At 58.2% G+C, this 12,499-nt stretch carries 10 protein-coding genes and 1 riboswitch; of the genes, 4 read left to right on the top strand and 6 right to left on the bottom strand.

The annotated features are described in order from the left end of the window. Positions 1-77 precede the first annotated feature (77 nt). From GRI41_RS07185 to GRI41_RS07175, 3 genes are all read right to left on the bottom strand, one after another. Complete coding sequence (locus tag GRI41_RS07185; protein ID WP_235901081.1) at positions 78-1,004, bottom strand: Coq4 family protein; 927 nt, start codon at positions 1,002-1,004, stop codon at positions 78-80. Positions 1,005-1,089: 85 nt separating this feature from the next. Further along, entirely contained in the window at positions 1,090-1,395 is a 306-nt protein-coding gene (locus GRI41_RS07180; protein WP_160604036.1) for a hypothetical protein, read from the bottom strand. Positions 1,396-1,518: 123 nt separating this feature from the next. Beyond that, positions 1,519-2,736 carry a cell wall hydrolase gene (locus GRI41_RS07175; protein ID WP_235901080.1) on the bottom strand — a complete coding sequence of 406 codons (1,218 nt, stop codon included), beginning with the start codon at positions 2,734-2,736 and terminating at the stop codon, positions 1,519-1,521. Between the two features lie 221 nt (positions 2,737-2,957). Continuing rightward, positions 2,958-3,156, top strand: a riboswitch (cobalamin riboswitch). A gap of 145 nt (positions 3,157-3,301) precedes the next feature. Between GRI41_RS07175 and GRI41_RS07170 the strand changes: the two genes are divergently transcribed. The 4 genes from GRI41_RS07170 to GRI41_RS07155 all read left to right on the top strand — a co-directional run bounded on the left by GRI41_RS07170 (position 3,302) and on the right by GRI41_RS07155 (position 7,753). Next, complete coding sequence (locus tag GRI41_RS07170) at positions 3,302-5,161, top strand: TonB-dependent receptor plug domain-containing protein (RefSeq protein ID WP_235901079.1); 1,860 nt, start codon at positions 3,302-3,304, stop codon at positions 5,159-5,161. Between the two features lie 119 nt (positions 5,162-5,280). Further along, a complete protein-coding gene (locus GRI41_RS07165; RefSeq protein ID WP_160604034.1) occupies positions 5,281-6,066 on the top strand; it encodes an ABC transporter substrate-binding protein in 786 nt (261 codons plus the stop codon). Beyond that, complete coding sequence (locus tag GRI41_RS07160) at positions 6,063-7,028, top strand: FecCD family ABC transporter permease (RefSeq protein WP_160604033.1); 966 nt, start codon at positions 6,063-6,065, stop codon at positions 7,026-7,028. Before GRI41_RS07165 ends, GRI41_RS07160 begins: the two co-directional genes overlap by 4 nt. Then, a complete protein-coding gene (locus GRI41_RS07155) occupies positions 7,025-7,753 on the top strand; it encodes an ABC transporter ATP-binding protein (RefSeq protein WP_160604032.1) in 729 nt (242 codons plus the stop codon). Before GRI41_RS07160 ends, GRI41_RS07155 begins: the two co-directional genes overlap by 4 nt. Positions 7,754-7,887: 134 nt before the next feature. Here the strand turns inward: GRI41_RS07155 and GRI41_RS07150 are convergent, their stop codons facing one another. From GRI41_RS07150 to GRI41_RS07140, 3 genes are all read right to left on the bottom strand, one after another. Further along, positions 7,888-10,092, bottom strand: coding sequence for a M3 family metallopeptidase (locus GRI41_RS07150; RefSeq protein WP_160604031.1), 2,205 nt, complete (start codon positions 10,090-10,092; stop codon positions 7,888-7,890). A 204-nt stretch (positions 10,093-10,296) separates the two neighbouring features. Beyond that, positions 10,297-10,734 carry a hypothetical protein gene (locus tag GRI41_RS07145; protein ID WP_160604030.1) on the bottom strand — a complete coding sequence of 146 codons (438 nt, stop codon included), beginning with the start codon at positions 10,732-10,734 and terminating at the stop codon, positions 10,297-10,299. 135 nt (positions 10,735-10,869) lie between these two features. Beyond that, positions 10,870-12,180: a hypothetical protein gene (locus GRI41_RS07140; protein ID WP_160604029.1), complete on the bottom strand. Its 1,311-nt coding sequence runs from the start codon at positions 12,178-12,180 to the stop codon at positions 10,870-10,872. Positions 12,181-12,499: the final 319 nt, after the last annotated feature.

The following is a 12,499-nucleotide window of genomic DNA, read 5'->3' as shown; positions in this document are numbered from 1 at the left end:
AAGCAGATGAATTCGTTGGAAAATTTTCAAGAATTGAGCGGTACTATCGCCCTATAATCCGGCAAAGGAATGAACGTTCACGCCGCTTCTTTGCCCAGAAGTGCATGCGGGTCGATACCTTCGCTGCGCCAGGTTTCGAGCGCTTCCAGATAATAGGTCGGCTCCGGAATGTTGAGCTTGCGGCGCACTTCTTCCAGCGGAAGCGCCAGCAATTCGTGAATGGGTTGCTCGACAATGCGCTGCGTCTTGCGACCGTTGCGGCGTGCTTGCAGAAAGGCGCGAAGAACCGGTGCTTTGGTCTTCAGCTTCGCTTTCATAAGCAGCGTTCCCGCCCAACCGAGGAACAAATGTCCGGGGCTGGGGCGCTGGTCAAACAGGAAGGCCAGCACGCATTGTTCGCCCAATGTGTCGCGCCCGTAACCGGTCAGAACGTGAAGAATGTCATGCGTATCGCGAAGACGGTCATTGTACCATTCAACGCCGTCCTCAAGCTTGACCAGATCCTTGCGCGTAACGTTGGCTTCTTCGATCAGGCCGGCGGCGGTCAGGCCCTCTGCCTCCATGAAGTTGCAATAGGCGTCTGCGAAGCTGCCTTTGGGCATTTGCCGCAGATAGGCATGATCATCGAGCAGATCGGGCAAATAGGGTTCCGACTGATAGATTTTGCGGCCCAGATCGCTGACGATGAACTTTGCCGCTTCTTCTCCAACAGAACGCCACGGCAAAGCATCGAGCACGCCGAATAGTTCGTCGGTTCTGTCCTTGTCTTTCACCAGGATACTGAAATGTTTCCAGGCTTTGGTGAAATTAAACTCTGGCCGGCGTCTGTCGGGGTGAACAATCGGCAAGCGTTCCACCCCGTCGCTTGTACGGCGGGCAATGATATTGGGACCCAGCGTTTCGCCTTCGTCGCCGCCCTTTTCGCGCAGCATGAATGGTGCGTGTGCACGCAGATCATGCGTTGTGTGGTCAGAGTGCGACCTCAGATCGGGCGACGTAGCCATGCCCCAGATTCTGGAACATGCTTAATTTTTTGTCAATGAGTATCCCCGGGCGGGTATTTGGCTGTGCTACCTTAGCACAGTTTGATCAACCGAGGCTTTTCCCGCTTTGGATTTGCGCGGCCATGCGCCGGTCCAGCGTTCGGCAAATGCCCAGCCACCATTGATAGCTTTCCCGATCGCCTGCGAAGAAGGATTTCTCCGCTTCCTTGCGTGCCTCTTCGGCCGCACGCAGACCGTGCTTGGCAAAATGGCGCAAGGCCGAATGGAGCAAATGGTCGCTATCAATGCCGCCGGGATTGTCGTTTGCCGCAGTGGGCAATTCGCGGCGCTGGAAAGCGCGCGCAAGCGGTGACTTTGCCGGAGTACGGGCGGCAGCGAAATAGACGGTCATTCAATGCGATCCTGTAGCGCGATCTTTGGGGGTGGCAACGCAATAGCGGGCTTGGCCTAAAGCTTGGTTCCGAATTCTGGTTTCGGACATATTAACCGGCACAAAAATACGGTTACGTATCAGCTAGTTGGGTTCGTTTATCCAACGCCCACTATTGCGGTATTCTTCTTTTACTCCGCCGCTATCGGGCAGGTTGTCAGCGGTGAATATCCGGTCGCCGCCGCGCGCCTCGATTTGCGGCGCATAGTTGGGCGCAGGCGCGCGCGGCTTGGGTTGGGCGTTCTCGCGCACGGCTTTCTCGCGTGCCGCTTCGAAGGCGCGTTGCAGCGCCAGCGGATCAGCGACATCATTTGCGCTCGGGATACCCGTATCGGCAGCTTGCCGCGCGCTTGGCTTGGCGGAGGGTTCAATGCCGGCATAGGCGGCGCGGAACGCTGCTGGCTTGCCGGCATTGCCTTTCCATTTATAGAAACGGTGCGCGCCGATCGTGCCGATATGATCGAGGCTGGGGGCCCAATAAGGGTGGATCCAGATCGTGTGGTAATGCGTTGCAAGGCCTACGGCTTCGTAAACCCGGCCAGAAAGCGCATCTTGTGCCACGCTGCGCGCGCGCGCCCACGCTGCGCTGCCCGGCTTGCGATTCATCGACCCGTCGCAGGTGAAGCTGAATTGGCAGCCCGTGCGCCGTTCCGATCCCTGGAAAACCACACCGCAAACGCTGTTGGGATAGCTGGGATGCGCCACCCGGTTGAGCACGACTTGCGCAACCGCGCGCTGTCCGCCTGTGGCTTCGCTCGCGGCTTCATAATAGACCGCGTTGGTCAGGCATTGGAGCGCGCGTGCCTGGGTGATGCCGCTACCGGCGGAAAAGAACCGGCGGGCTGCGGGGCCGGCATTGCTCGCCGCGGCGAGTTCCGCCGCTTCGATCTCGCCGGTGCCCGACATATCGAACAAAGCAAGCGCTTCATCGCCTTGCGCTTCAACCGCGACACGCGGCGTGTCTTCCAAGAAATAGAATGCAGAGCCTGGAAAATTGTTGCCGGGCTGCTCGAACGGCATTGCCTGGACTTCGGGGACCAATGCGACATCCGCCTTGTTCAGGCCGAAATCCTGCCAATCGCCGGGCGCGGCCACTGCAGGCACGGCAATTGCGGCGGCAAGCGCAAGGATGCGCCGGCCGCGATGCTGCGCGCCAAGCACATCGGAAAACTTCAATTCCCGAAGCGAGCGAAGCCCACCCGCTTTCCTCAGCCACGCAAACAGCGAGGGGCGCTTCCGGCTCATCCGGGCCTGGAAGATCGCAGTACGCTGTTCAGCAGAAAGGGCGGAAGTGTCGGTCAAAATAATCCCGTGTGGTGAACTCGTTGGAAGCCAGAAATACCGGCGGTGAAATGGCGCGCTGAAGCGCGTATCAGCGAGAACAATTCGCTTCCACGCGCCATTTGCGACCGTCTCTTAGCGGAACACATCGCTCTATGCGGTTAAGCGGCATGCTGAAGAATTGCTTACCTGCCGCCTGCAAAGCGATTTACGGCCTTGTCCGCAAGCTTGCACGGGCTTAATGGCACGGCGACGTCATGGGTTGCCTGTGTAATACGGGCCTAAGAGGGAAGGAGGGTCCAAGCCTCCGCTGCCCCCGCAACTGTGACCGGGGAGGGCCGCCTCCAATATGCCACTGTCCTGAGTTTGCCAATGGACGGGAAGGCGGAAGCGGTGCGATGATCCGGAAGCCAGGAGACCTGCCAATGACGGTCGTTCGAGCCGCCGGGCGGGGTGTACCGAAGGCAGATGGAAGGCGCGAATGCGTGCGTCTCCTCCATTATGGGCGATGTTGCTTATGAATGGAGTTTGTATGCGTAAACATCTGTTATTGAGTACTTGTTTTGCAGCTGTTGCTTCCCCGGCATTGGCCCAAGACCCCTGCGACGAGCCGGGTGCGGTATGTACCGCTGCATGGAAGATCGACGACGACGTCATCACCGTAACGGCCACCGGCAACGCTTCCGAAGTCGAAGACACCGGTCAAGCCGTCACCATTATCGGGCGCGAAGAGATTGAAGAAGTGCAGGGCGCTGACCTTACCCGTGTCCTCGAACGCGCGCCGGGTGTGGCGATCAGCCGTAATGGCGGCATTGGTGGGGTTACCAGCGTTCGCGTTCGTGGTGCTGAGGCGGAGCAGTTGCTGGTCATTGTCGATGGCGTGCGCGTGGCCGACCCGGCCTCGCCATCGGGCGGGTTTGATTTCGGCAATTTGACCACCGGAAATCTTGACAAGATCGACCTTCTGCGCGGCTCAAACAGCACGATTTGGGGCTCGGACGCCGTCGGCGGTGTGTTGGTTGCGACCACACGCGATGAAACCGGCTTTGCCGCCAGCGCCGAATATGGCGCGCGCGACACGATTTTCGGTACCGCGACGGGTGGGGTCCAAACCGACCAATTCTATATCGGCGCCTCTGGCAGCTATCTGACAACAGATGGCTTCTCCGCCGCTGCCTCTGGAAGTGAAGCCGACGGGTTCGAACAATGGGACATTGCCGGACGTACCAGCGTCTATGTCAGCGACCGGATCACTCTGTTTGCGCGTGGACGCTATGCAGAGGGCGATCTGGACATTGACGGCTTTGCCAATGTTGCCCCGTTTGGCCTGATCGACACCGGCGAATACCAAAAGACGCAGCAATATTCAGCGGCTACGGGCCTGTCCTTTGACAATGGCCCACTCTATCTGACCGCTGCCTATTCCTTCGCGGATACCGAGCGGCAGAATTTCAATCCGGCGTTCGGCACCGCCCCCGGTTTCACCAGCGACGGCCACTCTGACCGGGTTGAACTGCGCGGCGAGTGGCGGCCGATTGGTCCGCTGATTATCAATTTCGGCGGCGAGAATGAGTGGACCAGTCTGGAAACCAATTTTACCGCGCGTCAGGAAACGCGGATTGCCGGCGCTTATGCGCAGCTGGGCATCGAATTTGGCGGGCTTTCGGGTCATTTGGGTGTGCGGCATGACGATCACCGCGACTTTGGCGGAGCGACCAGCTTCGGCGCGGATATCAGTTACGAAGTTGCCGAAGACATCCGCGTACGCGCCAGCGTGGGCGAAGGTTTCAAGGCACCCAGCCTGTTCCAGCTTTTCTCCGATTTCGGCAATGATACGCTTCAGCCCGAACAAAGTACCAGCTTCGATCTCGGCCTTGCGTGGCACAATCGCAATGATCCGTTCTATGCGGGCATCACCGCGTTCCAGCGCGATAGCGAGAACCAGATCGAATTTGTCTCCTGCTTTGGTGTGACCGGCGGCATCTGCACAAACCGGCCGTTTGGCACTTACGACAACGTCGGCAAAGTCCGCGCGCAGGGATTTGAAGTCGAACTGGGGGCGAACCCGTCCGACACGTTCGGTGTCGCTGCCGTCTATGCCTATGTCGACACAGAGAACCGCACGGCTGGCGCGGCAAATGAAGGCAATGTGCTGGCGCGCCGTCCCAAACATGCGCTGACATTCAGCGCCGATTGGGAAACGCCGCTGGCCGGACTGACCGTTGGCGGGGATATCCGCATGGTTGGTGACAGCTTTGACGATGCGGGCAATTTCACCCGGCTCGACGGATATCATGTGGTGACGTTGCGTGCTTCGGTACCGTTTGGCGAAACCGTCGAGCTGTTCGGCCGAGTCGAAAATGTCTTCGATGAGGATTACCAGACAGCCGCTGGCTATGGCACGGCAGGGCGAGGTGCCTTTGTGGGAGCGCGGGCAAAGTTTTGATCGCCCCATCACCAAACCACTCTCCGTCATCTCTGCGGTTGCGAAGCAGGCCAACGGCCAACGGGAGATCCAGCTGGCCGGGTAGAGCTTGGCCACTCTGGATCCCCGCTTTCGCGGGAATGACGTTGAGTGGGTGTGTCGAGCAGATGGAGAGCTTGGAACGTAGCGGTGACAAGCCGACGATCGTCAGCCTCAACCCCTGCACAGATGCTATCCTTGCAGAGGTGGCTGAGCCCGAACAGTTGCTCGCTATCTCGCATTACAGCCATGATGCCAAATCGTCCTCGATGGATGTCGCGAAAGCTCGGCAATTCGCGGCAACCGGCGGTACGGTGGAGGAGGTGCTGGCGCTATCGCCCGATATTGTGGTGGCGGGGAGCTTCCTTCCGCCATCCACGCGGCAGGCGTTTTCTGACCTGGGCATACGGGTGGAAACATTCGGCATCGCCGCGACCATCGATGACAGCAAGGCGCAGATCGATCAGCTGGCGGGTCTTGCGGGCAATCCGGAAAAAGGCTCGGCGCTCGTCGCGGCGATTGATTTGGCGCTAGACCAGTCCAAGGCAGGTGATGCCGACCCGCTTAGCGCGGTGCTGTGGCAGCCATCGGGTATTGTTCCGGGTGAAGACGCTTTGGTGAGCGCGCTCATGCGTCATACCGGTTTCGCCAGCCACAGCGCGGCGCGCGGCATGGGGCAGGCAGATTATCTTTCGTTCGAACGCATGCTGGTCGATCCGCCAGAGGTGCTGTTGCTCGCGGGCCAGGAGCGTTCGCAGCAGCATCCAGCCTTGGAGCAGATTGCAACGCATCGCGCGACGTTTGATACTTCGCTGCTCTATTGCGGTGGGCCGACGATTATCCGTGCGGTTGAGCGGCTGCGATCAATTCGGGAGCGCGTTTCATGACCCGCCCGATCGGATTATTGTGCTTCGCGCTGATCATTGTCTTCGCGCTATCGCTTTTTGCAGGGCGTGTTTGGCTTGATTTCGCCAGCACACCCAATGCGATGTTGATCCTTGCCGAGCTCCGCCTTCCGCGCGCTTTGCTGGCGATCACCGTGGGAGCGGGGCTGGGCGCGGCTGGTGCGGCGATGCAGGGCTATCTGCGCAATCCGCTCGCTGATCCGGGCCTGTTCGGTATTGCCCCGGGCGCCGCATTGGGCGCAGTCGCGAGCTTCTGGTTCGGATATGCCGCCAGTGCGTGGTTGCTACCAGTCTTTGCCTTGGCCGGAGCGGCTGGGGCGATGGCATTGCTGGCGCTGATCGCAGGCCGCACCGGAGGGATTGCGCTGTTCACTCTGGCGGGAATGATGATTGCGAGCCTTGCCGGGGCCTTGATGAGCCTGGCAATCAGTTTCGCCCCAAATGCCTTTGCGATGAGCGAGATTGTGACGTGGTTGATGGGTGCGCTGACCGACCGGAGCTGGCGCGAGGTTTATCTTGCCGCGCCGCTCACTTTGCTGGGCATCGCGTGTTTTTGGATGGCGCGAAAGGATCTCGACGCGCTGATCCTGGGTGATGCGGCTGCTCGCTCGCTCGGCATGCGTTTAGCGGTTTTGCAGGCTTGGCTGATCGCAGGGGTGGGGCTGACCGTGGGAAGCGGCGTCGCGGTGGCGGGGATCATCGGCTTTGTCGGTCTGATCGTGCCGCATCTGGTACGCCCTTTCACCGATCGGCGGCCATCCTCCCTGATTGTCCCGAGCGCGTTGGCGGGCGGCCTGCTGGTGCTTGTCGCGGACAGTGTGGTTCGCATCCTGCCGACGGTCACCGAATTGCGCCTTGGCATTGCTCTCAGCCTGATCGGTGCGCCGTTCTTCCTGTGGTTGCTGATGAAAATGCGGCGCGGCTATTCGGGAGGGTTGTCATGACGCTTTCGGCAGACGCCATTTCGCTGGCGAACCGGCTGGACGCGGTATCGGCATCGTTCGGCCCGGGTCAGATCACTGCCATTTGCGGCCCGAACGGCGCGGGCAAATCGACCTTGCTGTCAATTCTCTCAGGGCTGCTGCAGCCCGATTGCGGGCTGGCGACATTGCACGGAAAAGCGCTTTCAGAATTCTCCAGCGGCGCCCGCGCGCAGCATATCGGTTATCTACCCCAAAATGGCGAAGCGGCGTGGGATGTTGCGGTACGCAATCTGGTTGCGCTGGGCCGGATGCCGCATGGGGATAGCGCCGCGGGCCCAGTAGAGGCTGCGCTGAAGGCGCTTGATCTGGAAGTTCTGGCTGCGCGTCCGATTTCGGAGCTTTCCGGAGGCGAAAAGGCGCGCGCATTCTTGGCGCGCGTGCTGGCGGGCGAGCCTGAGTGGATCCTCGCCGATGAACCGCTCGCCGCGCTCGATCTGGCGCATCAATTGGCGCTGATCGGTCATTTAAAGCGCGAGGCGCAAAGTGGGAAGGGCGTAATCATCGTGCTGCATGATCTGGCGCTTGCGATGAACCATGCGGACCGCGTCGTGGTTCTCGATCAAGGCCAGGCAGTAGCGGATGATGTCCCCGAAAAGGCGCTGGCTGGCGAAGTGATCCAGCGCGTTTGGGGTGTCACAGCAGAGTGGATTGGCAGTGAAGGCCATCGCGCATTGGTGACACGCTAAGCACGATATTCCAAGCGCATCACTCGGGTGGGGTTCTTGATTGTCGCGCTAGCTTCCCAAAAGAAAAACAGCCGGCCGCCATTTAGGCAACCGGCTGTAATTCTTCCCTTCGGCACTGGCCAAAGGTGGTTGGCTTATTCGCCGTCTCCGGTCAGGCCGCGCGCTTCGAGCATCGGGCCGACATCGGGCTCGCGCCCTGCGAAATTGTCGAACATTTCGAAATAATCCATCGTGCCACCGCGGCTGAGGACTTCTGCGCGATAATGATCGCCGTTTTCGCGGGTCAGGCCGCCATTATCCATGAACCATTTGCGGCTGTCGCGGTCCAGCATTTCGGTCCACAGGTAAGAGTAATAGCCCGAGCTATAGCCTGCAGGGCTGGAGAAGATGTGGTTGAAATAGGTGCTGCGGTAACGCGGCGGCACCAGACCGATTTCGAGGCCCAGCTCTTCGAGAGACTTGCGTTCGAATTCATCGACCTTTTCGGGCGTATCGATCGCTGCCGCTTCTTCGGGCGAGAGAGCGTGCCATTTCATATCGAGCAATGCGGCCTCGACCACTTCGCCGAAATCATAGCCCTGGTTGAATTTCGCCGCCGCTTCGATCTTCTCGATCAGTTCGGTGGGGATCGTCTCACCCGTTTCGTGGTGCTTGGCATAGTTCTGCAGGATCGACGGGTAGGTCGCCCACATCTCGTTCACCTGGCTGGGATATTCGACAAAGTCGCGCGCTGTCGCGGTGCCCGAAATCGAGCGGTAATTCTGGTCGGCGAACAGGCCGTGCAATGCGTGGCCGAATTCGTGGAACAGTGTGTTCACATTGTCGAAGCTGACCAGTTGCGGTTCACCTTCTGCAGCTTTGGGGATGTTGAGCACATTGTAGATCACCGGTTTGGTGTCATACATGTGGCTCTGGTCCACAAAAGTGCTCATCCACGCGCCGCCGCGTTTGGATGGGCGCTGGTAGGGGTCGAAATAGAACAGGCCCAGCTCGCTGCCGTCTTCTTCGAACACGGTATAGACCGTCACATCCTCGTGATAGACCGGAATGTCATCGCGCTTTTCGAAAGTGATGCCGTAAAGCTCTGTCGCGGCGTGGAACACGCCTTTTTCGAGCACATTGTCGATCTGGAAATAGGGTGTGACCAGGCTTTCGTCCAAGTCATACTTCTCTTTGCGGACCTGGTTGGCATAGCGATACCAATCCCACGGCTGCACGGTGAAATCGCCGCCGTCTTTCTTGATCTGCTCGTTCAGCAGGCCGGCCTCGCGGCGCTGCGTTTCGGCCAGCGGTCCTACCATTTGCTCCATGAAATCGAGCGCGGTCTTGGGCTCTTTCGCCATGCGGTCATACATGGTGTAGCTCGCCCAATCGGGTTCACCGAACAAAGCCGCCTTCTGCGCGCGCAAGCTGGCGATTTCGGCGAGCAGAACGCGCGTGTCGTTGCTGTCACCCTGATCGGCGCGGTTGACGCTCAGCTTGAACAGCTTTTCGCGCACATCGCGGTTTTCCAGTTCGGGCAGAAGCGGCTGCTGCGTGGTGTTTTGCAGCGGAATTACGAACTTGCCGCCCAGGCCGCGCTCTGACGCAGCTTTCGCAGCATTTTCAATATCGCTGTCGGACAGGCCAGCCAATTCTTCGCGGCTATCCACCACCAAGGCGTTGTCCACCGTTGCCTCGCGAACGGTCACACCGAACTTGGTCGTCTTTTCAGACAATGCGGTGTTGATCTTTTTGACCTCTTCCTTCTGCTCCGCAGTCAGCAATGCGCCGGCATGGACCATATCGTCATAGGTCCGCTCAAGAAGCGTCATATCTTCGGTGTTGAGATCCAGACTGTCGCGCGCATCATAGACCGATTTCACGCGGGCAAACAGATCGGGATCGAGAGTGATCGCATCGCCATGCGCGGTCAGCTTGGGGGAAACGCGCTCATTCACACCATCCAGCGTGTCATTGGTGTTCGCGCCGGTCAGCGCGAAGAAAACATTGGCCACGCGGCTGAGCATGGAGCCCGAAATTTCCAGCGCGACGATCGTATTGTCGAAATTGGCTTCTGCCGGATTGTTCTTGATCGCGGCGATTTCGGCGTTGTGGATTTCCATCGCCTGCTCGAAAGCGGGCTCGAAATCCTCATCGTTGATCTTGCTGAAATCAGGCGTCTGGAAAGGCAGCTCGCTGTCGGTCGCGAAATAGCCGTCACCCGTGGGCACATTGGCAAATAGTGACGTGGTTTCCTCGCTCAGCTCGCGCGGCGGCAATTCGGCCTGCGTACAAGCGGCGGTGCCTGCAACAAGAGCAAGCGCCATTGCGCTGGCGGTAAACAGTTTCAGTTTCATGTGGATCAGTCTCCGGTAGAATATGTTCTCAGCGCAGCGAGGCGTGCCCCCATAACCGCGCGATGGATCGCATAATTAACTGACAATGCTTGAACCGGAGATTGATTACAATTGCAACCACAGGATTGCCGCAGGTCGAGCGGAATGTGACGTTGGTCGATGGGGTGGGTTGTGCGCACCGGTCCTCAGTGCTGCACAATCAGATCAACTTTCGGCTGACTCCCCTGTGTCGTCACCGGGTTCGTCGCCAAGATCGGCATCGCCAACCGTTTCCGTCAACGGCGCGGTACAGATTTCCGGCGCGTCGACAGTCGGCACCCAAATCAGCAACAAGGCAACCACCACCAGCGCAATTGCCGCCGGTGCCTTTGCCAAGGAATCGATGAATTTGGGAAACACCTCGAGAAGTTCCTTGAGGCCAGCAGTTCTTCCAGCCCCCGCGACAGAGACCTCGCCACCTTCAGGCGCAGCTTTGAGCAGCTTGAGCAGCGAAATGATGCCCTGAAGGACCAACAGTACCATTGCCGCAATCAGCGCCCATTTGGAAAGGCTGTAAAGCGTAAGATTAAACTGAAGCGACTCCGCAAAAAACTGCGTGCACATTGCGAGAAGTTCTGTTTCCTGTTGTGCCGTGACTGCCATTATTTGTTCCCCTCAAAAAATTATCGAACAGAAATTCCATTCGCAAAGTTTACCGCAACCGTATGGTGAGAATTGGATGCAAGCGACATGCAACGTCCGATCCTCGATCTTGCGGCTAGCTTGACGCGCCGCTTGCTAACGGATCTGTCCAAAGGACACGCCGAAGAACAATCCCGCGGAAAAGTCTCGAACGCGTCCGCCGCCAACCTTGCTCTTGTCAGTGTATCCAAAGCGTATGCCGCCGTTCAGAGGGCCCTTTTTCGAAGGTACGAAATAGACCGGGACATCGATCGCGTAGTCATCGTTCTTCACATCAACGCTGAACTCTGGTGACAAAGCAAAGATGATTGAACCATCACTGTCTTTCACGCCGTGCGTTCCGCGCAAAGCGACGATCGCCTTATTGGTGCGAGTAGGCGCGCCATCCGCCCCACTTTTACACTCAAGCTGAGTGGTGCCTGCAATTGGCTGGCAGATTTCTATGGCATCTGCTGCCTTGTAGCTCCTTTGATATTTGGCGGAGATTTCGATGGAGCTTGGGCTTGTGTGAAACAATATGCCCGCAAACGCGCCAGCGGTGAATCCTGTTTCACTGTTGGTTTTGAGATCGAAGGTCGTCCGGTCGAGAAAGTCGAATTTTGACCGGTTTATCTCGGCCTCCAAGCCAAAGAACTTTGTGCTGCTTGTGAAAACCGCTTCCAAGGATGGGGCGAGCAATTCAGGCGCGTGGTTTTGAATAAAGGAATCGACACCCGAATTCCCCGGATCCTGAGGGTCACATTTCTTGGTGAGGTCCTTTTTGTCCATCGCGGCATTGTTTGCCATGCAGTTGCGCACAGCGATTGCCAGATTCGCACGAATGTCGGCCATGGTGGCTTTATTGAAATTCACCGCGCCCAGATAATTCGTCCATTGGAGCTTGGCGCTGGTCCCGGTTTCGAAACCGTCAAGCCCGAACAGTGCAACGTTGTCGGTCGATCCTTTTACTGTCCGCTCGGCACCCAACGTGAACCGGCTATACTGAATGTCATAGCTGCCATCGGAATTTTGCTGGCCAGAGATACCCGGTTTTGAGCCGGAGAAGGTCCACTGGATTGAAACTTTACCTCCGTCCTCTGTTGCGAGGGCTTCGAGGCGGGGAGCGTCGACCAGGCCATTTGCGCCGTCAATCGGACCACCCCTTTCGATATTTGCGGCGTCAGAGTTGGCGATGCTTTCGGCTGCGGCTTCGCGGTGTTTCGCATCCTCGGCATATGCTGCAGATGGCAAAATAAGCATTGCTGTAAGACCGGTGGTGAGAAGGCGGGAGAGGTTCATGCTTCGGACTCCTCTGTTGCAGGAACTGGAACGGTAAAGTCGGTGAAGTCGAATCCGTGGTTGTTTCCGGCCGGGAGTTGGTAAGGCGTTCGCGATCGAATGACCTTGCCTTTGTAGAACAGTTTCCACGTAATCTGGCCGCCCATGGATCCCAGGCATGAAAACGCCAAAGTATGTTCTTGATTGGCGGTTACTTCCAAGTTTCGTTTTGAGCCGTTGAGTACTTTGGGTGTGCCATCGAGGTAGATTGCTGCCTCGACATTCTGCTTGTCCGAAAAAACGATGGTGACTGTTTCCACGTGTACCCCTCCTTGCGTGCGAAATGCGTGTAATCATTGGTTGGCTATGAAGTTTTGAACATGCCGTCCGTGACCTAGGTCACACTCAAACAAACCAAGAACATTGGGATAAACCGCGCGGTGCCGCGCGCCCCACTGGACTCGCGCTG

This window comes from Pontixanthobacter aquaemixtae (assembly GCF_009827395.1).
Taxonomy (GTDB): Bacteria; Pseudomonadota; Alphaproteobacteria; order Sphingomonadales; family Sphingomonadaceae; genus Pontixanthobacter; species Pontixanthobacter aquaemixtae.
Note: the sequence above shows the minus strand (reverse complement) of the source record. Positions and strands in the feature narration are given on the sequence as shown.

What these genes read in the sequence shown, in the direction of transcription:
- GRI41_RS07155 (WP_160604032.1), top strand. Translation starts at nt 7,025, where the DNA reads ATGACGCTTTCGGCAGACGCCATTTCGCTGGCGAACCGGCTGGACGCG.
- GRI41_RS07165 (WP_160604034.1), top strand. Translation starts at nt 5,281, where the DNA reads ATGACGTTGAGTGGGTGTGTCGAGCAGATGGAGAGCTTGGAACGTAGC.
- GRI41_RS07150 (WP_160604031.1), bottom strand. Translation starts at nt 10,092, where the DNA reads ATGAAACTGAAACTGTTTACCGCCAGCGCAATGGCGCTTGCTCTTGTT.
- GRI41_RS07185 (WP_235901081.1), bottom strand. Translation starts at nt 1,004, where the DNA reads ATGGCTACGTCGCCCGATCTGAGGTCGCACTCTGACCACACAACGCAT.
- GRI41_RS07145 (WP_160604030.1), bottom strand. Translation starts at nt 10,734, where the DNA reads ATGGCAGTCACGGCACAACAGGAAACAGAACTTCTCGCAATGTGCACG.
- GRI41_RS07180 (WP_160604036.1), bottom strand. Translation starts at nt 1,395, where the DNA reads ATGACCGTCTATTTCGCTGCCGCCCGTACTCCGGCAAAGTCACCGCTT.
- GRI41_RS07160 (WP_160604033.1), top strand. Translation starts at nt 6,063, where the DNA reads ATGACCCGCCCGATCGGATTATTGTGCTTCGCGCTGATCATTGTCTTC.